The organism is Hydrogenophaga sp. (assembly GCF_051860785.1).
Taxonomy (GTDB): domain Bacteria; phylum Pseudomonadota; class Gammaproteobacteria; order Burkholderiales; family Burkholderiaceae_C; genus Hydrogenophaga.
Genome location: NZ_JBIMLB010000002.1, coordinates 389039 through 411335, shown reverse-complemented (window position 1 = coordinate 411335; position 22297 = coordinate 389039). Strand labels below are relative to the sequence as shown.

General features: G+C 66.0%; 20 protein-coding genes and 1 pseudogene. 1 reads left to right on the top strand and 20 read right to left on the bottom strand.

What is annotated here, in order from left to right:
* From trbG to ACTIF6_RS04980, 18 genes are all read right to left on the bottom strand, one after another.
* Window positions 1-1014, bottom strand: a complete 1014-nt coding sequence (gene trbG, locus ACTIF6_RS05065; RefSeq protein ID WP_439586910.1) for a P-type conjugative transfer protein TrbG — start codon at window positions 1012-1014, stop codon at window positions 1-3.
* On the bottom strand, window positions 1011-1715 hold the full coding sequence (trbF, locus tag ACTIF6_RS05060; protein WP_423196699.1) for a conjugal transfer protein TrbF: 705 nt from the start codon (window positions 1713-1715) through the stop codon (window positions 1011-1013). Before trbF ends, trbG begins: the two co-directional genes overlap by 4 nt.
* Before the next feature lie 18 nt (window positions 1716-1733).
* The gene (gene trbL, locus ACTIF6_RS05055) at window positions 1734-3098 is read right to left on the bottom strand and encodes a P-type conjugative transfer protein TrbL (RefSeq protein ID WP_439586909.1); all 1365 of its coding nucleotides are present in this window, start codon (window positions 3096-3098) and stop codon (window positions 1734-1736) included.
* 7 nt (window positions 3099-3105) lie between these two features.
* Window positions 3106-3831 carry a P-type conjugative transfer protein TrbJ gene (gene trbJ / locus ACTIF6_RS05050; protein ID WP_439586908.1) on the bottom strand — a complete coding sequence of 242 codons (726 nt, stop codon included), beginning with the start codon at window positions 3829-3831 and terminating at the stop codon, window positions 3106-3108.
* Window positions 3828-6281 (bottom strand): conjugal transfer protein TrbE, encoded by a 2454-nt coding sequence (gene trbE, locus ACTIF6_RS05045; RefSeq protein ID WP_439586907.1) that lies wholly within the window; start codon window positions 6279-6281, stop codon window positions 3828-3830. Before trbE ends, trbJ begins: the two co-directional genes overlap by 4 nt.
* Before the next feature lie 13 nt (window positions 6282-6294).
* Entirely contained in the window at window positions 6295-6567 is a 273-nt protein-coding gene (locus ACTIF6_RS05040) for a VirB3 family type IV secretion system protein (protein ID WP_439586906.1), read from the bottom strand.
* Window positions 6564-6956, bottom strand: coding sequence for a TrbC/VirB2 family protein (locus ACTIF6_RS05035; RefSeq protein ID WP_439586905.1), 393 nt, complete (start codon window positions 6954-6956; stop codon window positions 6564-6566). Before ACTIF6_RS05035 ends, ACTIF6_RS05040 begins: the two co-directional genes overlap by 4 nt.
* The gene (gene trbB / locus ACTIF6_RS05030) at window positions 6953-8005 is read right to left on the bottom strand and encodes a P-type conjugative transfer ATPase TrbB (protein ID WP_439586904.1); all 1053 of its coding nucleotides are present in this window, start codon (window positions 8003-8005) and stop codon (window positions 6953-6955) included. Before trbB ends, ACTIF6_RS05035 begins: the two co-directional genes overlap by 4 nt.
* Window positions 8002-8448, bottom strand: a complete 447-nt coding sequence (locus tag ACTIF6_RS05025) for a CopG family transcriptional regulator (protein WP_439586903.1) — start codon at window positions 8446-8448, stop codon at window positions 8002-8004. The genes trbB and ACTIF6_RS05025 overlap by 4 nt, the downstream gene beginning before the upstream one ends.
* On the bottom strand, window positions 8445-10454 hold the full coding sequence (locus ACTIF6_RS05020; RefSeq protein ID WP_439586902.1) for a conjugal transfer protein TraG: 2010 nt from the start codon (window positions 10452-10454) through the stop codon (window positions 8445-8447). Before ACTIF6_RS05020 ends, ACTIF6_RS05025 begins: the two co-directional genes overlap by 4 nt.
* A 217-nt stretch (window positions 10455-10671) precedes the next feature.
* Window positions 10672-10899: an EexN family lipoprotein gene (locus tag ACTIF6_RS05015; RefSeq protein ID WP_439586901.1), complete on the bottom strand. Its 228-nt coding sequence runs from the start codon at window positions 10897-10899 to the stop codon at window positions 10672-10674.
* 24 nt (window positions 10900-10923) lie between these two features.
* Entirely contained in the window at window positions 10924-11838 is a 915-nt protein-coding gene (locus tag ACTIF6_RS05010) for a LysR family transcriptional regulator (protein ID WP_439586935.1), read from the bottom strand.
* 354 nt (window positions 11839-12192) lie between these two features.
* On the bottom strand, window positions 12193-13095 hold the full coding sequence (locus ACTIF6_RS05005; protein ID WP_439586900.1) for a LysR family transcriptional regulator: 903 nt from the start codon (window positions 13093-13095) through the stop codon (window positions 12193-12195).
* Between the two features lie 51 nt (window positions 13096-13146).
* Entirely contained in the window at window positions 13147-14160 is a 1014-nt protein-coding gene (locus ACTIF6_RS05000; protein ID WP_439586899.1) for a 2Fe-2S iron-sulfur cluster-binding protein, read from the bottom strand.
* Window positions 14161-14170: 10 nt separating this feature from the next.
* Window positions 14171-14824 carry an aromatic-ring-hydroxylating dioxygenase subunit beta gene (locus ACTIF6_RS04995; RefSeq protein WP_439586898.1) on the bottom strand — a complete coding sequence of 218 codons (654 nt, stop codon included), beginning with the start codon at window positions 14822-14824 and terminating at the stop codon, window positions 14171-14173.
* Entirely contained in the window at window positions 14821-16164 is a 1344-nt protein-coding gene (locus ACTIF6_RS04990) for an aromatic ring-hydroxylating oxygenase subunit alpha (protein ID WP_439586897.1), read from the bottom strand. Before ACTIF6_RS04990 ends, ACTIF6_RS04995 begins: the two co-directional genes overlap by 4 nt.
* A 26-nt stretch (window positions 16165-16190) precedes the next feature.
* Window positions 16191-16961 (bottom strand): type 1 glutamine amidotransferase, encoded by a 771-nt coding sequence (locus ACTIF6_RS04985; RefSeq protein WP_439586896.1) that lies wholly within the window; start codon window positions 16959-16961, stop codon window positions 16191-16193.
* 9 nt (window positions 16962-16970) lie between these two features.
* On the bottom strand, window positions 16971-18530 hold the full coding sequence (locus tag ACTIF6_RS04980; protein WP_439586895.1) for a glutamine synthetase family protein: 1560 nt from the start codon (window positions 18528-18530) through the stop codon (window positions 16971-16973).
* 101 nt (window positions 18531-18631) lie between these two features.
* Here ACTIF6_RS04980 and ACTIF6_RS04975 point away from each other — a divergent pair, with 101 nt between their 5' ends.
* The gene (locus ACTIF6_RS04975) at window positions 18632-19039 is read left to right on the top strand and encodes a ketopantoate reductase family protein (protein WP_439586894.1); all 408 of its coding nucleotides are present in this window, start codon (window positions 18632-18634) and stop codon (window positions 19037-19039) included.
* A gap of 325 nt (window positions 19040-19364) precedes the next feature.
* Here ACTIF6_RS04975 and ACTIF6_RS04970 read toward each other — a convergent pair.
* Window positions 19365-19936 (bottom strand): annotated as a pseudogene (locus ACTIF6_RS04970) (IS3 family transposase); the annotation flags it as partial.
* 3 nt (window positions 19937-19939) lie between these two features.
* Window positions 19940-21934, bottom strand: coding sequence for a relaxase/mobilization nuclease domain-containing protein (locus tag ACTIF6_RS04965; RefSeq protein WP_439586893.1), 1995 nt, complete (start codon window positions 21932-21934; stop codon window positions 19940-19942).
* Window positions 21935-22297 lie beyond the last annotated feature (363 nt).

Genomic DNA, 22297 nt, shown 5'->3' with positions numbered 1-22297 from the left:
TCAATCCCTCCGCGCTGCGCCCACAATTCCATCCGTACGCTCGATCCGCACCACGTCTCCCTTGCCGCCGCCTAGGCGCAGTTCGGCCGCGCCGAAAAGCCGATCCACGATGTAGTACGGCGCTCGAAAACGGTAGTTCACCAGTTGCCCGTCACCCCGCGCGCCAATGACGAACAGCGGCGGCAGTTCGCCTTGCGCGATGCCAGCGGGGAACTGGATATAGACCTTCTCGCCGTCATCGAAGGCCCGCAGTGGTTTCCAAGGGGCGGCGCTGCCGCTGATGGCGTAGCGGAAGCGGATCTTCTCCAGCGACAGGCCGGTATCGACCGGCGCGGCGGCGCTGGCCGCCTGCGCCTGGCGCTGGAGCGCCAGCATCCGGTCCTTCGGATACTCCCAGGACACCGACGCCATCCATGCCTTTTCCGTCGAGGTCAGCTCCAGCAGGTAGGTGCGCCGGTTGCTGGTGATCACCAGATTGGTTTTGAGGCCGGAGCGGATGGGCTTGACCAGCACGTTCACGCGCAGCGCATCGCCGCTGCCGCTGGACGTGTCGCCCACGATCCAGCGCACGGTATCGCCCGCGGCCACCGTCACCAGTTCCTCACCCGGTTGCAACGACACCACCGTCACGCGCCCCGGCGCCGCATAGACCTGATACAGCGCGCCGTCGCTGTATGGCCAGACCTGAATTGCGTTGACGTAGCCCTCCCGCGTCGGCGCGACCCGCGCCTCGGCGTTGGCGCGCGAGACGCGCACCTTCTCGTCGACAGGCTCCGGCGCGGCCGGGGCCGCCTCCCCTTCGGACAGCGGCTTCAACTGCGCCGGCAGCGCCAGCGGCTCGGGCACCGTGACCACCTCCACCGGCGCAGGCGGCTCCGGCAGCGGCTGCGCCTGCACCGGCTCATCGAGCGCGATCACCGGCGGCGGTTTGCCCTGCGTGGCGCAGCCCGCGAACAGGACAATCGATGCCAGCAGGATCACCGGCAAAGCGGATTTACGGAAATGCAGATTCATGGTTTTGCTCCTTCGGACGAATCCAGTTCGCGGCTCCACGACAGTCCGTTGACGTAGATGCCCAGGGGGTTCTTGCGCAGGCGCTGCTCGGTGCGCGGCGTCTGCTGCACGATGGACACCACGGCGTTCCACCGTTCGGTGCGGTCCAGCGCGCCATTGACGAAGCGCGTCTGTGTCCAGCGCACGTTGAATGACGTGTCGCTGGCACGGGTCACGCTGGTGATCTGCACCGTCACTGACTCCTTGCCGATGCGCGCGAACGGGTCGTTCACGCGGGCGTACTCGTTGAGCACCACGGCGCCCTTGTCGGTGGTGTAGTCATAGGCATCGAGCCAGTTCTGGCGGACGACGATGGGGTCGATGGACAGCGAGCGCACCAGGCCGATGAAGCGGCCCAGGTGGTACGCGATCTGCGCATCGCTGGGCCGGTACGGCGTGGCGGCCTCGCCCACGGCGCGCACCTGGCCCGCGTTGTCCACCTCCACAACGTAGGGCGTGACGATGGACTGTGCCGAGCGCCACACCAGCCCGCCCGCCATCAGCAGCGCCAGCAGCAGGCAGCCGAAGGCCATTAAGCGCCAATTCTTGGCTTGCACACGGGGTGAGCCGATACGCTCGTCCCAGACCTGGCCGGCGGCCTGGTACGGCGTGGCAGGCTGCGGCGTGTCGGCATAGCGCACCTGCGGTCGTTTGAATCGCATGGGAGTTCTCCTTGAGAGTCAGGAATCGGAATCGCGAAGGCTCGGGCCTTGCCCCGAGCCGCCGCCGTCGCCCCCGCGCAGCGCGTGTGCTGCGGTCGTGGCGGCGTGGGTAAGCTGCTGCCTGCGGTGCAGACGCTTGGCCCAGGCGGGTTGCTCCGTGGGCGGCGGGGGCGCGGCGGCATCGCCGGCGCCCCGTGCGGCTGCGCCGGTAGCCGATGGCGCGGCGGCGTCGTCAGACCGGAAGGCGGCGGCGACACGCTCCTTCATCGAGCGTGCGCCATCGGCCACCTTCTGCCCGGCCGCCTGCGCGCCGGTCCTGGCGACATTGCCCAAGCCGGCAGCAGTGCCCTTGATGCCTCCGCCCGCCGAAGCAGAGCCGGCCTGGAAAGCGGCCTTCGCGCTGGTAGCCGTCGAAGCTGCTGAACGCGCCCCGCTGGCTGCCATGCGGGCGGCGCCGGGCGCCATGCGGGCGCCAGCGGCGACAGCACTGCCGACGCCCGTGGCCGCGGCACCGACGGCGACGGCGGCACCAGCCGCGCCAACGGCAGCTCCGGCCATCGCGCCCGCGCCAAGCTGTGGCGCCCCGGACACCAGGCCGGTGGCAATCCCCGGCCCGAAGATGCCCAATGCCAGCAGCGCGAGCGAGGCCAGCATGATGACCAGCGCATGGTCGATGGACGGCTCGGCGGGATGCACCGTGAACTCGGCGAACAGCCCTGTGCCGATGCCCACAATCACCGCCAGCACCAAGACCTTGATGCCCGAGGCCACCACGTTGCCCAGTACCTTCTCGGCCAGGAAAGCAGTCTTGTTCCAGAGCGCGAACGGCACCAGCACGAAGCCCGCCAGCGTGGTCAGCTTGAACTCGATCAAAGTCACGAAGAGCTGCACCGCGAGCACGAAGAAGCACAGGACGACGATCAGCCAGGCAATGAACAGCACCACGATGGGCGCGATGTTCACGAACACCTCGGGGAACCCGGCCAGGTCGCCGATCTGCTGGAGGATCGGCGCCCCGGCGTCAATGCCCGTCTTCGCCAGCCGCCCCGGCTGCAGGAAGTTGCCCATGCTCAAGCCGGAGCCGCTGGCCGTCAGGCCCAGGCCGGCGAAGGACCGGAACACGATGCCCGCCAGCGTGTTGAAGTTGCCGATGATGTAGGCGAAGGCGCCCACGTAGAGCACCTTGCGCAGCAGCTTGGCGATCACGTCCTCGCCCTGGCCCGTGGCATGGCCCATCGCCCAGAACAGCCCGGCGATCGTCATGTCGATGACGATCAGCGTGGCGGTCAGGAACGCCACCTCGCCTTGCAGCAACCCGAAACCCGAGTCGATGTAGCGTGAGAACGTGTCGAGGAAGCGGTCGATGACCGTCACGTCATTCATGGCGGCGTCAGTTGCCGTAGAAGTTCACGGACTGCGGCGTGTATGGCGTGCCGCTGCCCAGGAAGCGCCGCGTCACCTCGCGCCCGCGCTCTGCGGCCGCCGCCTGCCGCGCCAACTCAAGCGAGGCCGCGCGGTCCTGGGTGATCTGGAGCCGCTGAGCCTGGATCGACTGCTTGGCCTGCAAGGCGAGAAGCTGGTTCATGGCTTGCATCGCCTGCAGCGCACCCTGGGCCGACTGGCTCTTGCCCACGAGGTCGGCCAGCACGCCTTCGTCTTCGCCCAGGTTCTGCGACACCTGGGCCTGCATCTGCATGGTGGTCTGCAAGCCATTGATCGTGTTCCTCCAACGCTCCTGCGCGTCGCGGTACATCTGGTCGCCGCTGACAGTGGCGGCGTACTGCTCGGGATACAAGCGCGCGAACTCCCGATCGAGGTTCGTCACGTTGTAGGCCAAGCCTCGGGCCTGGGCGATCAACCGCTCGGTCGTCGCCAGATTGGCGCGCAACTGGCCGACTACGCTGGACGGCAGGTTGGCGAGGTTGCGCGCCTGGTTCATCAGCATCTGCGCTTCGTTCTGGAGCTGCTGGATCTGGTTGTTGATCTGCTCCAGCGTGCGAATCGCGGTCAGCGTGTTCTGCACGAGGTTGGTGGGGTCGATCACGACCCATTGCGCATGGGCGGTGGCGGTGCAAAGCATGACCGCGACGGCGGCGGCGACAAGGCGCTTCTTCATGGCAGGTTCTCCAGGGGTTGGTCAGCGAGGGAACCCGGCGCAAGGCCGGGGAACGAGGGCAGCAGGTCGGCCGCCCAATCGAGGCCGCGATGGCGCAGCCAGGCCCCCGCGAAGCCGGGCAAGCCGACTTGCAGCAGGACACGGTCGATGTCCTTTTGGTCCTGGGGCGTGGAAGCGCCCGCGAAGGCCAGCGTGGCCGGCCCCAGGTCGAGGTCGAACACGCGATTGCCGAGGCGGGATTGGTAGTAGTAGTCGCGCTTGGGCTGCGCGGTGGCGACGATCTCGATCTGCCGCCGGTTGAGGCCGAAGCCCTCGTAGATCGTCCGAATCTGCGGCTCGGTGGCCTGCGGGTTCGGCAGGAAGATGCGGCTGGCGCAGCTTTCGATGATGGCTGGCGCGATGGCCGAGTCCTTGACGTCGGCCAGCGACTGCGTGGCGAAGATCACCGCCACGTTCTTCTTGCGCAGTGTCTTGAGCCACTGGCGGATGCGTGCCGCGAACACCGGGTCGTCGAGGAACAGCCACGCTTCATCGAGGATCAGTAGCGTTGGCGCCCCGTCCAGCCGTTCTTCGAAGCGTGCGAATAGATAGCGCAGCACCGCGAGCACAGCGGCCTTGCTGTGCATCAGGTCCTCCATCTCGAATGCCTGCACGTCGGCCGTGCCGAGACGGTCGCGATCGGCGTCCAGCAGCCTGCCGTGCGCGCCGCCCAGGACGTAAGGCGCGAGTGCCTGGCGCAGCGCGTTCGATTGCAGCAAGGCCGTCAGGCCGGTGAGCGTGCGCTGCTCCACCGGCGCGCTGGCCAAGCTGCCCAGCGCCGACCAGATGGCCGCCTTCTGCTCCGGGCCGACGGCAGCGCCTTCGTGCACCAGACGGCCTTCCACCCATTCGCTGGCCCAGGTGCGGTAGCCCTCCCGGTTGATTCGCGCCAGCGGCTGAAAGGCGATCTCTCCATCGGCGCCGAGGTCGCAGTGCTCGCCACCCAGGCCCAGGACGGCCGCGCGGATCGAACGGCCCATATCGAAGGCGAAGATGCGCGAGCCGCGATAGCGGCGGAACTGCATCACCAGCGTGGCGAGCAAGACCGACTTGCCCATGCCGGTCGGGCCTGCGACCAGCGTGTGGCCCACGTCGCCGATGTGCGTCACCAGCCGGAACGGCGTGGCGCCATCGGTGCGCGTGACGATCAGCGGCGGACCGCCCAGATGGTCGTTCTTCTCCGGCCCGGCCCACACCGCCGACAGCGGCATCAAGTGCGCCAGGTTCAGCGTCGAGACGATGGGCTGGCGCACGTTCGCGTAGGCATTGCCGGGGATCGAGCACAGCCACGCATCCACGGCGTTCAGGGTCTCGGGGATCGTCACGAAGCCCCTACCCTGGATGACGCGCTCCATCATCCTCAGCTTCTCGTCGGCCACGGCCGGGTCGGCGTCGAGCACCGTCACCGTGGCGGTGAGGTAGCCGAAGGCAACTTGATCGCCGCCCAGCTCCTGCAAGGCGGCATCGGCGTCGGCCGACTTGTTGCTGGCGTCGGTATCGATCAGCGGGCTTTCCTGCTGAAAGATGGTTTCGCGCAGCAGCGCCACCACGTTCTTGCGCTTGGCGAACCACAGGCGGCGCAAGCGTGAAAGCTCTTTTTCCGCGTCGGCTTTGTCGAGGCACAGGAACCGGGTGGACCAGCGATAGGCAAAGCCGAGGCGGTTGAGGTCGTCCAGAATCCCCGGCCAGGTTGAGGTCGGGAAGCCCCGCACGGTGGCCACGCGCAAGTGCTGGTCGCCCAGCATGGGCGCCAGGCCGCCGATGAGCGCGCAGTCGGTCAGCAGCGCGTCGATGTGGAACGGCACCTCGGGCACACCCACGCGGTAGCGCCGCGTCGAGATGGCCGAGTGCAGGTAGGTCAGCGTCTGGCCGTCATCCAGCCACGCGATCTCCGGCATCACGCCATCGAGCAGGTCGAAGATGCGATCAGTTTCGGCCACGAAGGCGGCCAGGCGTTCGCGCCAGTCCACGCCCTCGGTCGGGCGGTTCTCGTACAGCAGGCCGGCGGCACGGGCGCGTGACTCCTCCGGCGGCAGATACACCAGCGACAGGTGGTAGCCGCTCTCGAAGTGGTGGCCTGAGTCCTCGAAGGCGGCCCTGCGCTCTTCGTCCACCAGCCAGGACAGCGGCTCGGGAAAATCGGAGTGCGGGTAGCCCGCTGCCGGGCGGCGCTCGGCCTCGATGAACAAGGCCCAGCCCGAGCCCAACCGGCGCAGCGCGTTGTTGAGCCGTGCCGAGGTGGCGATCAGCTCGCCGTGCGTCGCGCTGTCGAGATCCGGGCCACGAAAACGCGCCGTGCGCTGGAAAGAGCCATCCTTGTTCAAGACGACGCCCGGGGCGACCAGCCCGGCCCAGGGCAGCCAGTCGGCCAGCAGCGCGGGCCGCTGGCGGTATTCGGCAAGGTTCAGCATCGCGGCATCCCCCTCACACGTCCAGCAGCGGCCGGTGCTTGATGTGCCGCGCGAAGACCTGCATGAACTGCGGATCGACGCGAGCGCCCCACACGGCCAACGAGTGGCCGACGATCCAGAGCACCACGCCAGGAATCCACAGTTGCAGGCCCAGGCCCACGGCGGCGGCCAGCGTGCCGTTGGCGATCGCCACGGTGCGCGGCGCACCGCCCAGCAGGATCGGCTCGGTCAGCGAGCGATGCAGCGGCACCTCGAAGCCAGCCGCGAAGGTGTCGGGCATGGTCATACGACCGCCCCGCCCGAGAAGCTGAAGAACGACAGGAAGAAGCTCGATGCCGCGAACGCGATGGACAGGCCGAAGACGATCTGAATCAGCTTGCGAAAGCCCCCGGACGTGTCGCCGAAGGCCAGCGCCAGGCCCGTGGCGATGATGATGATGACCGCGACGATGCGCGCCACCGGCCCCTGGATGGATTCGAGGATGGACTGCAGCGGCCCTTCCCAGGGCATCGAAGAGCCGGCGGCCTGCGCCGTGCTGGCCAGGCACAGCAGGAGTGCGGCGAGGAACAGCCCATGCACCGCAGAGCGGGCCAGGCTCTGCAGCCGTGCGAGGCCGGACAGGCGGGGAAGCGGCTCTACGGAAAAACGGAAAGCAGGAACGGTCATCTGCGTCATGGCAGTTCTCCAGGTTGGTCAGGGGGCAGGGAAGGCGCAGCCGCATCGGCTGCGGGATGAACCGGCGTCAGCTCGGGAAACGGCGTTTCCAGTGCATCCGCCAGACGATAGCCCGCGCCGTCGAAGCCGACGACGCGGGCGATGCTCTCGATGCGGCGCTTGCGGCCGCGTCCGGCGATGTGGATCACCACGTTGACCGCCTCGGCGATCAGCGCGCGGGGCGGGTTCACCGCCACTTCGAGGATCAGTTGCTCCAGGCGCAGCAGCGCGGCCAGCGGGGAGCCGGCATGGACGGTGGCGATGCCGCCCGGATGGCCCGTGCCCCAGACCTTGATGAGGTCCAGCGCCTCCGGGCCGCGCACCTCGCCGACCACGACGCGATCCGGGCGCAGGCGCATGGACGAACGCACCAGCTCCTGCATCGACACCACGCCCTGGCGCGTGCGCAGCGGCACGTGGTCGCGGGCGGCGCATTGCAGTTCGATGGTGTCTTCGAGCACCAGCACGCGGTCGCCCGTGGCTGCGATCTCGGCCAGCAGCGCGTTGGCGAGCGTGGTCTTGCCGGTGCTGGTGCCGCCCGCGATCAGGATGTTCTGGCGCTCGCGCACCGCCCGCACCAGAAAATCCGCCTGCCCGCCGGTCATCATCCCGTCGATGACGTACTGCGTCAGCGGGATCACGCCCACGGCGCGTTTGCGCAGCGCGAAGGCCGGGCCGGGCGCGGCCGGCGGCAAGATGCCCTCGAAGCGTTCGCCCGTCTCGGGCAGCTCGGCGGTCAGCAACGGCTGGCCGCGATGCACCTCAGCACCGACGTGCGCGGCCACGAGGCGGATGATGCGTTCGCCATCGGCCTCGGACAGCTCCACGCCCATCGGTGCACGGCCGGTGGACAGGCGATCAATCCACAACGTGCGGTCGGGGTTGAGCATGATCTCCACCACGTCCGGGTCTTCCAGCGCGGCGGCGATCAGCGGCCCCATCGCCGTGCGCAGCATCTGGATGCGGCGGTCGAGCGAGGTGGCATTCAAGGACGGCGGAACGACGCTCATGAGGCACGCTCCTGCGCTTCATCCATGTGTGCCGGGTCGGGGTGCAGTTCTTCCACGACGTCGCGCACCAGACTGCGCCCGCGCAGCAGGTGGCGGCCCAACTGTTCGACGAACTGCTCGAAGCGCGCCTTGCCCTGGGCACGGGCCGCGTCCTGATGCGCCTCGGGCACTGGCGTGCTGACCGTGAGGAAGTAGCGGATGAACAGCGCCAGCGTTTCGATCTGGATGTTCTGGTCGCGCTCCATGCGTTCGGCCTGCCGCGTCAGGCGATCCAGCCTCTTGGCAATGGCAGCCTCGCGCTGGTCGCCGGCATCGGGTGACAGCCAGGACGCCAGCGCCGCCGCGACGATGCTGGACTTGGACACGCCTTTCTTGGCGGCCAGCTCGTCAAGACGCCTGGCGTGCTCGGGCTGGATGAAGAGATTCAAACGGTGCTGGGTCATAGCTCGATTCCGTCGTCAGGGTCGAGGGATGCCAGCCGGGCCGTGCGCTGTTGGACCGGATCAAGCTGGCGCGGAAGGGGAAGTGGCTCGTCGTCGTCATCGAGGAGCGCGAGGTCGGCCGCGGGCGCGGCCCGCTCGGGGTCGTAGGCGATGGTTTCGGAGAGTTCGGGCTGCCGGCGCGGGCCACCGTCGTCGGTGCCGCCCATGGCATCGATCGCTTCAGTGGCAGGCACCGCCGGAGCGGCTGGAATCGCCAGCCCGCTCCATTCATCGGCACGTGCCGTTGGCACGTCGGCGTAGCGCCCCGCCGTGAGCACGGGCGGCGGCAACACGCGGCGCTTGAAATTGGCGTCGGCGTAGAAGCGCAGCTTCTTCGCCTTGATCGGCGCCACACTGGATACCATCACGACAGCCTCATCGGGCGGAAGCTGCATCACCTCGCCAGGGGTCAGCAGCGGCCGGGCCGTCTCCTGCCGTGACACCATCAGATGGCCCAGCCACGGCGCGAGCCGGTGACCAGCGTAGTTGCGCTGCGCACGCAGCTCGGTGGCCGTGCCCAGCGTCTCGGAAATGCGTTTGGCCGTGCGTTCGTCGTTCGTCGCAAACGTCACGCGGACGTGGCAGTTGTCCAGAATCGAATGGTTCTGCCCATACGCCTTGTCGATCTGGTTGAGCGATTGCGCGATGAGAAAGGCACGAATCCCATACCCCGCCATGAAGGCCAGTGCCGTCTCGAAGAAGTCCAGGCGACCCAGCGCCGGGAACTCGTCGAGCATCAGGAGCAGTTTGTGGCGGCGCTGGATGCCATCGCTGCCGTCCAGCGATTCCGTGAGCCGCCGGCCGATCTGGTTGAGGATCAGGCGAATGAGCGGCTTCGTCCGCGAAATGTCCGAAGGCGGCACCACCAGGTACAGCGACACCGGATGCTTCGACGCGATCAGGTCGGCGATGCGCCAGTCGCAGCGCGAGGTGACTTCGGCCACCGTAGGGTCGCGGTACAGGCCGAGGAACGACATCGCCGTGGACAAGACGCCAGAGCGTTCGTTGTCCGACTTGTTCAGCACTTCGCGCGCAGCGGACGCCACCACCGGATGCGGGCCACCACCTTCCTCGTTCACGAGGTGCGGCGTGGTCATCATCCGGTGCAAGGTCAGCTCGAACGGGCACGCCGGGTCGCTGAGGAAATTGGCGACACCGCGCAGCGTCTTGTCCTCGCCCGCGTAGAGCACATGCAGGATGGCCCCGACCAGCAGCGCGTGGCTGGTCTTCTCCCAGTGGTTGCGCTTCTCCAGCGCGCCTTCGGGATCGACCAGGATGTCCGCGATGTTCTGCACGTCGCGCACTTCATGCGCGCCGCGCCGCACCTCCAGCAACGGGTTGTAGGCGGCCGACGTCGCATCGGTGGGGTTGAACAGCAGGCAGTGCGAGAAGCGCGAGCGCCAACCTGCGGTAATGCTCCAGTTCTCGCCCTTGATGTCGTGGATCACGGCTGACGCCGGCCAGGACAGCAAGGTGGGCACGACCAGGCCGACACCCTTGCCCGAGCGCGTGGGCGCGAAAGTCAGGACGTGCTCCGGGCCTTCATGCCGCAGGTACTGCTGGCGATGCAGGCCGAGGAAAACGCCAGCAGGCTGGTCGAGGCCCGCTTTGCGGATGTCAGCGGCTTCGGCCCATCGCGCTGAGCCGTAGGTCGTCACCAGTTTCGATTGCCGCGAGCGCCATACGGACATGGCGATGGCGATCACCACGGCCACCAGGCCGCTGCCTCCAGCAATCGCTCCGCCCGTGTCAAAGATGCGCGGTGCGTAGGCGTCGAAGAAGAACCACCACTCGAACAGCCGCCACGGGTGATAGACCGGCGTGCCGAAGAAGTCGAACCACGGCGAGCCCAGGCGTAGCTGGTAGCCCAGGGTAGCGGCCGTCCATTGCGTGGCGCCCCACACACCAGCGATCACGATGCCGAACACCACGGCGATCTGACCGAACAGCACGTTCGTTCCCTGCATGCCCCAGCCTCCAATGGCGGCACAACGACGTGCCGCAGGCATTAGGATCAGTGCCGTGGAGCGTGCTGGTCAAAGACTGTTCTGGCTGCGATTGAGGCCATAAAAGCCAGACTTATTGCTGTGGCGAAGACAATAAAAACGCCGCAGGCGCGAGCGCGCTGTGGCGTAACGAGGTAACAGAGGGAAATTCGTCGCGGCGTAGCGACTTCGGGAGGTGCTACTGGTTCTTCTGCTCCGGCCGGTCACCGAAGAAGCGCCGCTTCGCCGCTTCTGCAGCACGCAAGCAGAGTTCATCTCCGACCTTCGCCCGGTCCTCCTTGCACAGCCGTTGAATCTCCTTGATACGGTCCGGATTGGCCACGAGCGAATCCACCGTGTCCGAGGGCTTGGCGGGGCCGCAGGCCGTCAGTGCGGCAACCAGCATCGGCAGCATCGCCTTGTTCATGGTTTGATCCTTTCAATAGGCGAATCAGGAGTCTTTGGCCGTGCGCACGTCGTCCGCCAGATCGATGGAGGCCACACGTTCGATGAACCGGCGCAACATTTCGGATGGCTCCACGTCCCGATGCAGCAGGTAGGTGGTCAGCATCTGTGGCTTGCCCGCCAGGGGCCTGCCCACAACACCCGGTTCCCGGCTGGTGGCGATATGCGCCGCGCCCACCAAGCCCAAGGCCAGGCCGGCGGACACTAAGGTCATCATCACGTCGAAGGTTGCCACGCGCTGCGCGATCAATGGTTCCTGATCCTGCTGGCGGAGGAAACGATCCACTTGGCGCGCATGGCCTTCGCATACCCCAGGGTCACAAAGTACCAGCGCATGGCGCAATACTTCCTCCAACGGAATGCGCTTGTACGCGAGCAAGGGATGACGGGCCGGCACCGCCACCATCAATTCCTCTTCCCAAGCTGGGGTAGCCAGGATGCCATCGCCCACGTCATCGGTCATGGCGAATCCTGCGTCGTACAGGTCATCATGCAAGCCTCTTATGTGTTGGATCATTGGCACCTCGAACAACCGTATCTCGACTTCCGGTTCTTCTTCGCGGCCGCGCGCCAGCAAGGTTGGTAAGCGCGAGAGGTTGGTGCCATCGGATAAGGCAACGCGCAACTGTCCGTGAAAGCCGTTGGATGCTGATTTGACGCTATCGCGGGCTTGCCCCACGGCCGCGAATATGCGTGGCACATGCTCCAGCAGCGATCGGCCTGCGCGAGTTAGTTGCGTGCTGCGGGTGCTGCGAATGAACAGGCGTGCGCCGAGTTCTTCCTCCAGTTCCTTGATGGTGCGAGAGAGGGGCGATTGGTCAATGTGAAGACGTTCCGCCGCACGGGCGAAGTGGAGTTCTTCGGCAACGACAAGAAAGCACCGGAGGTGTCGCAACTCCATAAGCTCTACACTCGCATTGAGATTCTTCCACTCGTCTGCCTTTCGCTTATCCGTCAGCGCGCTCACGGGACTGCCTGGGTGCAGCCCTTCGGTGGCGTCGCGATCCACGCAGATGCGGGTCTCAAGGGTCGGCAGCCACTGCTGGCGCAGTTCGATGTCTTCCAGCGCAAACAGCGCCTGCGGCACCGCGCAGCCGAAGCTCAGCAGCACAGCCCGCTGGGATACCTTTGCGACCCAGCCGCAGCATGCCTTTGAGCAGGCTCTCGTTCCCGACGCAGAGGTAACTCTCGCCGGTCTGGGTGATGACCACGGCGTGCTGGGAGTGGACTAGGGTGGCAGTCAACATGGCCGGGCTCATTGCGGCCACCGGGCGAGTTCAAGCTGCAGCAGATCGGCCAGATCGCGCTGCCAGGCGGCGTGCATGTCAAAACGGCTGACCAACCACAGCTCGGTGTTGACGAAGACATCGGCCGGGTGTGCTAGCAGTTGCGGATGCTCGGCTGCAAGGAATCGAGGTAGCAGCGCCAGACCCTGGCCGAGCGCGCACAGCCGCGCCAACGGTGCAAAGCTGTCGGACTGCAAATGTACCCGGCCGGCCAACCCGAAGTGGGCCCAGTCCATTTGGGCATAGATGAAGTCGTGGTCCTGGTGGAAGAACTGCAGATTCATCGCCAGCAACTGATGCTCGTGTTCGCCTGGCTCGCGCGCGCTGGCGTCGGCGTGCCCCGCGAGGTAGGTTCGGCTCCCGTAGGCGCCCACCGGCACGTTGCCCAGCTTGCGCACGCGCAGCGAGTTGCTGTTGCGTTCCGGGCGTGCCAGGCGCACGGCGATGTCCACTTGGTCTTGTTCCAGGTTGACGAAATGTGCCTCGGTGGTGAGGGTGAAAACCAGCCGGGGATACTTGTCGCTCAACGCGGCGAATACCGGGGCAAAGCGCTGCGCGAAAACATCCATCACGCTGATGCGGATGGTGCCGATGCCTGACTGATGGTCCTGGCAGAAGCTGCGCGCCGCTTCCTCCATGCGTTGAGCCGTGGCGATGAGAGGTTGCAGGTCGGCCGAGGCACGCCAGCCGCTCTCGGCGCGCACGAACAGGGCACGGCCGAAGTGCTGCTCCAACTGACGGATGCGACGGCGCAGCGTTGAGTCATCGATGCCTTCCAGGTCTGCGGCAACTTCGTAGCTGCCGTGACGCTGCAGCGCCAGGAAAGCCCGGATCAAGTCCCAGGGCGGGGAGGCGGTGCCATCTCGGGTCATGGTGGGAGAGCTCCTTGGGTGGCTTGCGGCTGCCTGTGGATGGATGTACGGTCAGGAAAAGCGGATCTGCACTTCCGGGCTGGCCGCGCGCGAGCGGCAGGCCAACAGCCAGCCGTCGGCCACATCGTCCGCGTCCAACACGGAGCTTTCGAGCCGCTGCACCTCGCCGGCTTGCAGCCGGCACATGCAGGAGGCGCATTCACCGACCCGGCAAGCATGCGGCGCGGGCAGACCGGCGCGCAACATGGCGGCGAGCAGCAGTTCGCCGGACTGCACTGGAACGTTATGGGCCTTACCCTTCATCTGCACTGTGAGCATGGCCTCGGGACCGCCACAGTCAGGCACGCCCTCAGAGCCGTCCACGGCGGCGCTAAAGTCCTCTTGGTGTATGCGCCGGGAGTCGAAACCTGCGGTGTCCAGGGCACTATTGACGGCGCGCATGAAGGGCTCGGGGCCGCACAGGTAGGCATCGCCGGACTCCATCCCGTGCACCTGCTCGACCAAAGCAGCCGGCTCGGGCAAGCCCTTCTCGGCGTCGTACCAATACTCGATCTCCAGACGTCCAGAGGCCCCCGCCTGCAGCGCCTGCAACTCGGCCAGCAGCATGGTGGTGGCGCGGTCGCGGTTGGCATAGAACATCCGCACGCGCGCCGCACCCTGCGCTAGCGCCTCGCGCGCCAGAGCGTACACTGGCGCGATGCCGCTGCCGCCGGCATACAGCAGCACCGCCTGCCCCGGCCGCGCCAGAGTAAAGTGCCCGGCTGGCGGAAATACCCGAAGCTGCTGGCCGGGCCGAGCATGGTCGCACAACCAGTTGGAAACGCGTCCGCCTGCCACGCGCCGAACGAGCACACTGATTGGTTGGCCGAGCCCCGACTCGCTGGTGATGGAGTAGCAGCGCCAGTGCTCGTCGTCCTGCACCTTGGCTGCCAACGTCAGGTACTGACCGGGCCGAAAACCGAACTGTGACTGGTGCAGTACTTCCCCACCCAAGCTCAGAAGAATGGCATCGCTGCCCTGCGGCTCAACGCCGGTGATGGTGAGGGAATGTGCTCGGGTCGCCATACCGCCGCCTTCACAGGAAGAAGGAGTTGTTACCCTGCGGACGTTCGCCATCGAGCAGGTTGATTTGCTTGAGCACGATGCGCAGTCCATCTTCGGTCTGACGCAACACGAAGCCGTTCCAGCCTGCAAGCACGCGGCTGTGGCCTTCACGCGCTTCGGCCAGAGTGAAGCTGTAGCGTGCACGCCATTCGTCCGCACGGTCCGGACTAGGCCAGATTTCCAGCCCGCTCCACTGCCGCGCAGTGCGCGAGGTCGGAAACTGCGAGAACGCCAGGCCGGTGCCCAGACGGGCCACCCGATCGAGCAAGCGACGGCGATCGTGAAACTCCAACGTGACAGCTTGGCGGGGGTCGGCGGCAGGCGCGCCAGCGGGCACCCAGTAGGCGCATTCTTCGGTGTACAGCGCCAGCCACTGGCTGTAGGCCCGCTGAGTGTGAGCCCCTTGGTCGAGCAGACGCGCTTCGAGCGTCAGCAGACGGGCGATCTCGCCCTCACGCACTGCTTCCACGGCGCCGGGTACGCGCACGGCAGCGTCGGCCAAGTCGGCGGACACCGCCACCAGCCAGTCGTAAAACGAGGCCACCACATATAGCGAGGGCGGCTGGTGTCGGTACTCGGGCGACCTTTTGTCGGATGGCGTGACGGGTGACGTGGCGACTTTCATGCCAGTTTCCCCTTGCTCATGATCAGGGTGGGCTCGTCCTTCATCAGTCGCTTCCACTGTGCGTAGTAGTTGCGCATGTGCAGGTCGGTGGTTACCGGCCCGCGGACGATGCCGTCCTCAGCCAATACGTCCTTTCCCGTCTCGTAATGCCGGCTCATGTCCACCCATTCGTCCTCGGGACTGTTGGCCAGGCCGCGCTGGCATTCCTCGAAGTTGGCGGCGTCGTCCATCTCGCCCATCACTGGAAAGTCCTCCTGGGTGCGCAGGCGCAGGGTATTAACCTCGGCGTCCACGTCCTTGCGCTGGGTGGCGTACCAGTAAACGCCAGTCACTGCGGCGGCCTGCGGCTGGATCACCTGTACCTGGTTGCCGATCAGCGCCAAGTTGGGGAATATGTTGAGGTTCATGCCTGCGCCCACCGTGGTGTCGAGCACGCGCTGGGCCTGCTCCCCGTAGGTGGCGGCGACGTAGTTCTCATAGGGCTCGCGCCCGGGTTGCGGGCGCTGCTGCTTCCAGGCCGACTCGCCGTGCATCTCGGGGCGCTGGTCAATCACCGAATGGCCATTGTCCAGCGCGCTGTTGCTCATCTTGGAGCGGTCGGCGTCGGCAAAGTACGCCATGTCGCCGCCGCCGTAGCGCTCGTTGGTCATCATCAGCAGCGACTGGTGAGAGAACGGCACATGGTAGCCATCCCCGGCGTTGTCCCACACCAGCTTCCAATTGCAGCTCAGGCGAAAGCGCTGCGCGCCCACCAGGCGCAGGTTGGCGGCGCCACCGTTGTGGTCGATCCAGGCATCCAGGTAGCGCCTGGCGTTGCCCAGGTGCTCTTCGAGCGGCGGCGCGTCGGGATTCAGGGTGGCGAACACGAATCCCTTGTACGAGGCCACCTGCGCCGGCCGCGCCAAGTGCATGTCGCGCCCCTTGAAACCCGAGCCGTAAGCGTTTTTGCCCGGGACTCCAAACAACTGACCCCGGTTGTCGAAACGCCACCCGTGGTAGGGGCAGGTGAAGTCGGTGGCGTTGCCCCTATGCTCGCGGCAGACGCTCGCACCGCGGTGCGAACAGCGGTTGGAGAAGACACGGATGGCGCCCTCTTCGTCGCGCGTGACGATCAGTTCGCGTACGCCAATCCATGCCTGCTTGAAGTCATTGGGCTCAGGGATTTCGCTCTCATGGACCAGATAGACCCAGGTGGCGGCATAAATGTTGTCCATCTCGCGAGCGAAGATGCCGTCGTCGGTATAGAGGCGGCGGTGCACGCGATCAGGCTGCACTAGGTCGTCCCAGGCGCCAGCGGAGACCGGCAAACGGGAGATGACCGACAGTTTGGCGTTTGTCATCGGTGATGTCTCGTGGGGAGGTTGATTCATTGGCATTGGGCTTCGCGACCCGTTCCCATCGCCGGAGTGGTGATGCCCAACGGCAGGCATCCGTCGTCCAGCAGCCGGCGGCCCAGCGCAATGGCGAGCGCGGGGTCCAGCGCTTGCTGCGCCTCGTGCTGCACGCGCTCCCATTGGGCATCGTCGAACAGCGCACGGTGGTAGGCCATGAAGTTCTGCTGCAGGAACTGGCGGTCCACCTCCGGATGACCTTGTATGCCCAGGAGCTGACCATTCACCAGGAAAACCTCGTGTGGAATGCTCTTTGACGAGGCCAGGGCCACGCCGCCCGCTGGCAGTCGCGACACGCATTCGCCATGGCTTTGCACGAGCACCGTACGGTCGCTGGCGATCTGCGGGCCAAATAACGCCAGGGCCTGGTTGCTCCAGTCGAGGCGGTCCACGCCGAGCTTGAACTCGCCGGACGGATTCCTCTGCACCTGTCCGCCTAGCGCGGCGGCGATGGCCTGGGAACCGAAGCACAACCCGACCACCGGGACGTCACCGCGCTGGGCGGCAGCGCGCACAAATGCAAGGAGATTGCGAACCAACGGCGTATCGGCATCTTCGACCACCGACATGGGGCTGCCGCTGATCACGTAGCCCGCGTAACCGAACGCCCGTTCAAGAAATTGTTCTTGCGCTGGGTAAAGAATTTCCCACTGTTCGTTTTCCCGGCCGAAGGTGGAAATCATCTTCCCCTGCAATTCCACATCGCCTGAAACGTCGGTGCACCAAATCACGGCATATTTTTTCATGAGCTGCTTTCAGAACAGTTCGAAATATTCTCGGTGCTCCCATTCGGTCACGAGGTCGCCCGCCATGTCCACTTCGCCCTCGGCGGCGACAAAGCGCTGCCATTCGCTTCGGCGCAGATGCAGCCAATAGCGGATGAATTCCTCGCCGAAAGCCGCGCGGAAGAAAGTCGAGGGCTCCAGCACGTCCAGCGCCTCAGACAGGTTGTGCGGCAGAATCGCGACATCAGCGTTGTATGGGGTTTCTTGCAGCGGCCCAGGGTTGAGCTGGCGGCGAATGCCATCGATGCCCGAAAAGACCTGCGAGGCCAAGTACAGGTACGGGTTAGCCGCCGGTTCACCGACGCGGTTTTCCACTCGGCTGGCCGAGTCACCCGGTGCGGAGATGACGCGCGCCAGTGCCGCGCGGTTGTCCTTGGCCCAACTCACGCGGTCTGGCGCCAGCGAGAAGGGGCGTCTACGGCGGTAGCCGTTGATCGTGGGCGTGGTGAAGCTCGAGGCCGCACAGGCATGTTCCAGCATGCCGCCCACGTAGGCCCGCCCCAAGGCCGACAGCGGCTCGCCCGGCTGCGGAATGAAAGCATTGACGCCCGTCTCGCGCCCCGTGAGCGATTGGTGCAAGTGCCAGCCGGAGGCATAGAACCCCTGAATGGCGGGCTTGCACATGAAGCTGGCGAGATAACCACGCCGCTTGCAGATTTGCTTGACCGCATTGCGGAACAGCACCATGGTGTCGGCCACGTCCAGACCGGGCATCACGTCGAAGGTCGTCTCCATTTGGCTCGGCGCCCATTCGTCCTCAATGCTGCGCAAGGGCATACCCAGGGTCAGCAGGTGCTGCCGCACCTCAGCCATGATGGGCTCCACCTCGTCGAGATGGTTTTCCAGGAGGTAGGAATATCCCTTGGCCACAGGCATTACCTTGGGCGGCGCTGCAGGCGTGCCTGGGCTGCCGATGGTTGCGGGCTCCAGACAGGGATCGACAATACGTGTCAAGTACCACTCCACCTCCAGCCCGGCCTGGAAGTCATAGCCCAGCTCCTCCATCTCGCGCAGTGCCTTCTTGAGGATGGCGCGTGGGCTCAAAGGAAACGGACGCCCGCTGGACATGTACAGATCGGCCAGCATCCAGCCGGTGCGGTCGGCCCAAGGCAGGATGCGGAAGGTGGTGGGGTCGGGCACCATCACCACGTTGGGGCTGCCGGCCAGTTCGGCGCTGCCCAGACCGCCATCGGTCGAAAACGGGTTAAAGACGATGGCGCTGGCCGTGTCGAAGAAGAACGGCGCCATCGTGATTTCCGAGCCGCTGGCAAAAGCCGACTTGAGGGCGGCAATCGAAAGCATTTTGCCGCGCAGCAGGCCATACTGATCAGGCCAGGACAGGCGCACCATCTGCAAACCCGCTTTCTCGGCTTGCTTTAGTACCTCGGTGGCCGCAGCCTTCTGGACGTCCGTCCACAGCCCATATTGCTCAATGAATTTTTTGCTCATTTTGTCTCCTGGGGTTAATTTACTTTTAGTCTTTTCTTGTTTGGCGCAACGCGTCAAAATTCGACAATTCTTTAACTCCACTCCGGTGTTCTACGTAAAACGAATCCACTTCGGCACCAATTGAATTGTCATTGGTCAACTTGGCGTCGTACAGACTGGATTTGCGAATTCGATTCGTAAAAATGAAACCGAGCTTCTCAACGAGTTTGAGACGTGCGGGCCATGTCCAGGGCGGCGGCGATGAAGCCCCTGGGGCCGAAGACATAGCGGTAGCGCTGCGGAGCGTACGCTCCGGATCGCCGCCATCGAACCAGCAGCGGGGGGGGGCTGCGGCGCTCGCCCGCGCGCGCGGGATACCGCTGGCAGCGGCCGCCGCACGCGATTTCCTGCAGCAAGTGGCCAAGGCCTCGGCCGAGCACTACCCATCCGTGGTGTTCGACCTGCGCCAGAAACGGCTCACCGAAATCGACAGCTTCAACACCGCGATCGTGCGCGGCAGCGCGCAACTGGGCCTAGACGCCAGCGCCAACCAGACCATGGTGGCGCTCGTCAAAACCATCGAATCCCATTTCTCCACCGTCCGCCACTAGCCTCGCCGGATTCAGCCCGTCGCAGTCTCGGGCCATAGGCTGCGTGAGTGCCCTCAATTTGCAGCCCTGGAAGTGCCCCTGAGGCTTGGAGAATCGGACAAGTGCGCGGCGGTTTGCCATTTCCGGCTATCGGTAGCCCCTTTTTATATTCGAAGAGTCGCCCGCAGCGGAGCATTCAGGCCCGGACCGCCAAGCCCCGCGATCTGGACTCCATAGTGTGCAACGAAGACTTGTCACCGGCGGCGTGGTCGCGTCGTGTTTGAGACGAGGCGGCTGCGTGCACTTGCGTTGAAGATTCTTTTAAACGTCGCCGGTGAGACCTGTCCAAGGCGTTGTGCCGCCGGCGCGGGTTGTACCAGCTCACGATGTAGGTGAACAGCGCCAGTCGGGCTTCAGTCTTGGTCTGCCAACTGCACCGGTCGATCGGTTCGCATTCGAGCGTCGCGAAGAAACCTTCGGCCATCGCGTTGTCGTAGGCGTCGTCGATTGCCCAGCCGACAATGCGCCGACTCCAGACATCCGGCACAACGGTCGGGAAGGATGAAGCCCGCCCAGGTGGGCACGTAGGTCATGTCGGCGACCCACAGCTCGTTCGGGCCGCTAGCAATGAACTCGCGTTTGACCAAATCGGGCGCCGATCGTTGGCGCTCGTCGCGTCGTGTGATCACGATGAAGCCTCAGCGCCGACTGACGCCTCGGATCACGTTCATGCGCATCAGCCGCACCACGCGCTTGCCGCTGATGACCAAGTTGGGCACGTACGCGCGGCATGCCATCGGTCGCGTCGGATTCGGCTTGGATGGCTCGGATTCGCTCCGCCAGCACCGCGTCGTCGATCGTTCGCTTCGACGGCGATCTATTAAGCCAAGCGTAGTAGCCACTCGCAGAGACCTTGAGGGGTCAAAGTTCAATCGGCGCCGACACCCCACGTTGCCGCCCAACCTCCCAGGATACCCCACCGCTACGTATCGTCGCAGCGAGTTGCTGTCCCAGCCGCTGTTCAATCACAGGCCGCCACGGCACCAGACTGAACCCCATGCCGTCCGTGAGGATCGCGTAGCGCCCGCTGACAAGCATGACGGAGCGCCGGTAGATGCCAGCGATGCGCTGGCCGTCGAGCACGGGCCGATGCTCCAAGCCGGTTTCGGCGGCAATGTCCTTGGTGGCCTGCGCCAGTTCCCGGTTGCGCAGCGTGCCCAGCAGGTTGCGCGCCAGGATCACGCGCTGCCCGCGCCGCTCGGCCAGCCCTTGCTCGGCCAGGAAGTCGGCGCGCTGTTGCAGGGTGTTCTTCGCCTCGCCGCCAAAGCCCAGGTCGCCTAGGCCCGAGCCGCCGCCGATCAACTGCTGATCCAGCCAGGTGGCCCCGATCACGCGCGCCTGCCGCTCGATGGGCAGGTGCGATTTCAATTCCACGGCCACGCCACCTAGGCGCTGCGCGTCGTAGCGGCGGCCCTGTTCGGCCAGGTCGTCCGGCACCTTCCATAACCCTTCGGCCACACGCTCCACAATGCCGGCCCGGCACAGAGCTTCGAGGCGGCGGACATGGGCCGCAACGACTTCCTGCGGATCACGGCCGGGCTTGGCTCGGCCTTGCTCAATCGCTAGGTGATGATCGGTGCGGTACAGCCCATCGCTAGCCAGCGCGGCGATGTTCTTGTCGGCCGCGCGCACGTCGGCCGATCCCTTCACCTCCACCACGGCGCCGGCCGGATAGTTCGCCAGCTCGTCGCGGGCGTTCAGCGCGACGTAGTGGGCCTTGCCGTCCACGCCATCAATGACCAGATAGCCCCGGTCGCGCAGCTCGTCGGACAGCCCCTTTGCGGCCACGCGGCCGAGAATGGTTCGGCCGTCGTCGCCCGGCTCGAACACCGCCAGCTCGCGCGGCTCGCCGCGCATGGCCCGCTGCATGGTGCGGATGATGTCGCCACGCTCGCCCAGGGCGCGCAGGGTCTTTTCGGCGTCGGCGTGGACGGCCCAGGTGCCCGGCTGCATTTCGTCGGCCAGGCCTAGGCGCTGCAAGCGTTGCAGCCGGCCAACCAGCAACAGGCGCTGGCGTTGCAGCCGCGGTTCGTTGAAGCGTTCGATCTGCACTCGGCCGTCCTCACCGGCCTCGCGTTGCAGGGTGCGATCCAGGCTCGTCCACCGCTCTTGCTCCACCTCGCGCTGCAAGGTCTGCTGGATCTCCAGCTCGGTGCGCGGCCCCAGCCACTCGGTCGCCAGCTCGGCGGCGCGACGGCGGAAGCCATCGGCGATGTATTCGCCCGCGATGATGAGGTCTTTGCCGGTGTCGTCGCGCCCGCGCACGACGATGTGCGTGTGCGGGTTGTCGGTGTTCCAGTGGTTGACGGCCACCCAATCAAGGCCCGTACCTAGGTCGGCCTCCATGCGGCCCATCAGGTGCCGCGTGTAGGTGTGCAAGTCTTCCAACTCGGCCCCGTCCTCGGGCGAGAGGATGAAGCGGAAATGGTGCCGGTCGTCGGCGCAGCGTTCCTTGAAGGCGTCGAGGTCAGCGGCATCGGTCTGCGGCCCGTAGGCTTGGCCCGGCTCGCCATCACGGCCCACGCCGTCGCGCTCGATGTAGCGCAGGTGCTTGGCGAGCGACTGCGGGCTGGCCTGGCGCTGGTTGACCAGCAGCGTCTTGATGGTCACGCGCCGCGACATGGGCGTCAGCTTGGCGCTGGCGAAGCGCGCTGCCGTGTGGCCGCGTCCCAGGCGCGAGCCGGGCCGCTGGCCGGTGCCCCTCCCGGCGCCGCCAGCCGCCCCACGACGGCGCACCGAGGACTTGCCGCTGCTGGCCTTGCCCGCCTGTTTGAGCACCTTGGAAACGAAGCCCTGGCCCCGGTTCTTCGGGGCGCTGGGGCGGATGCGGAAATCGTCGTCGCGGCGGTCGGTCATGGCTGTGCCCTCTGCAAGCTCTGGCGTGTCCGGTCGTGCGAAGCACGCGGACATGCCTGCATTGGCGCGGGCCTCGCGCCACAGGCGGCACGGCGGCGAAGCCGCTCCGTGCTGCGCCAACCCCACGTGCAGGCTGGCTTTCCACGCGGCCCGGTGCCGCGTCCTTTTGTCTTGCCTTCCGCCTTTGCCCCTCTCTGACGCTCCGGGCAGCGGCGGCCCGGCGGCGCTGCTGCGTGAGCAGCCAGCGCGCCGGCGAACGCGGCGACGGCCATAGGCCGGGCGCGTTCGAGGCAAGACGCCTGCACACGGGACGGCTGCGCCGGAGGCAGCGCGAAGTGCGGTGCGAATGCACCTGCACTGCAC

What these genes read in the sequence shown, in the direction of transcription:
- trbL (WP_439586909.1), bottom strand. Translation starts at nt 3,098, where the DNA reads ATGAATGACGTGACGGTCATCGACCGCTTCCTCGACACGTTCTCACGC.
- trbB (WP_439586904.1), bottom strand. Translation starts at nt 8,005, where the DNA reads ATGAGCGTCGTTCCGCCGTCCTTGAATGCCACCTCGCTCGACCGCCGC.
- ACTIF6_RS05025 (WP_439586903.1), bottom strand. Translation starts at nt 8,448, where the DNA reads ATGACCCAGCACCGTTTGAATCTCTTCATCCAGCCCGAGCACGCCAGG.
- ACTIF6_RS05010 (WP_439586935.1), bottom strand. Translation starts at nt 11,838, where the DNA reads ATGGAGTTGCGACACCTCCGGTGCTTTCTTGTCGTTGCCGAAGAACTC.
- trbG (WP_439586910.1), bottom strand. Translation starts at nt 1,014, where the DNA reads ATGAATCTGCATTTCCGTAAATCCGCTTTGCCGGTGATCCTGCTGGCA.
- ACTIF6_RS05005 (WP_439586900.1), bottom strand. Translation starts at nt 13,095, where the DNA reads ATGACCCGAGATGGCACCGCCTCCCCGCCCTGGGACTTGATCCGGGCT.
- ACTIF6_RS04975 (WP_439586894.1), top strand. Translation starts at nt 18,632, where the DNA reads ATGAAACCGAGCTTCTCAACGAGTTTGAGACGTGCGGGCCATGTCCAG.
- trbJ (WP_439586908.1), bottom strand. Translation starts at nt 3,831, where the DNA reads ATGAAGAAGCGCCTTGTCGCCGCCGCCGTCGCGGTCATGCTTTGCACC.
- ACTIF6_RS05000 (WP_439586899.1), bottom strand. Translation starts at nt 14,160, where the DNA reads ATGGCGACCCGAGCACATTCCCTCACCATCACCGGCGTTGAGCCGCAG.
- ACTIF6_RS04990 (WP_439586897.1), bottom strand. Translation starts at nt 16,164, where the DNA reads ATGACAAACGCCAAACTGTCGGTCATCTCCCGTTTGCCGGTCTCCGCT.
- ACTIF6_RS05020 (WP_439586902.1), bottom strand. Translation starts at nt 10,454, where the DNA reads ATGCAGGGAACGAACGTGCTGTTCGGTCAGATCGCCGTGGTGTTCGGC.
- ACTIF6_RS04965 (WP_439586893.1), bottom strand. Translation starts at nt 21,934, where the DNA reads ATGACCGACCGCCGCGACGACGATTTCCGCATCCGCCCCAGCGCCCCG.
- ACTIF6_RS04995 (WP_439586898.1), bottom strand. Translation starts at nt 14,824, where the DNA reads ATGAAAGTCGCCACGTCACCCGTCACGCCATCCGACAAAAGGTCGCCC.
- ACTIF6_RS04985 (WP_439586896.1), bottom strand. Translation starts at nt 16,961, where the DNA reads ATGAAAAAATATGCCGTGATTTGGTGCACCGACGTTTCAGGCGATGTG.
- trbF (WP_423196699.1), bottom strand. Translation starts at nt 1,715, where the DNA reads ATGCGATTCAAACGACCGCAGGTGCGCTATGCCGACACGCCGCAGCCT.
- ACTIF6_RS05015 (WP_439586901.1), bottom strand. Translation starts at nt 10,899, where the DNA reads ATGAACAAGGCGATGCTGCCGATGCTGGTTGCCGCACTGACGGCCTGC.
- trbE (WP_439586907.1), bottom strand. Translation starts at nt 6,281, where the DNA reads ATGCTGAACCTTGCCGAATACCGCCAGCGGCCCGCGCTGCTGGCCGAC.
- ACTIF6_RS05035 (WP_439586905.1), bottom strand. Translation starts at nt 6,956, where the DNA reads ATGACGCAGATGACCGTTCCTGCTTTCCGTTTTTCCGTAGAGCCGCTT.
- ACTIF6_RS05040 (WP_439586906.1), bottom strand. Translation starts at nt 6,567, where the DNA reads ATGACCATGCCCGACACCTTCGCGGCTGGCTTCGAGGTGCCGCTGCAT.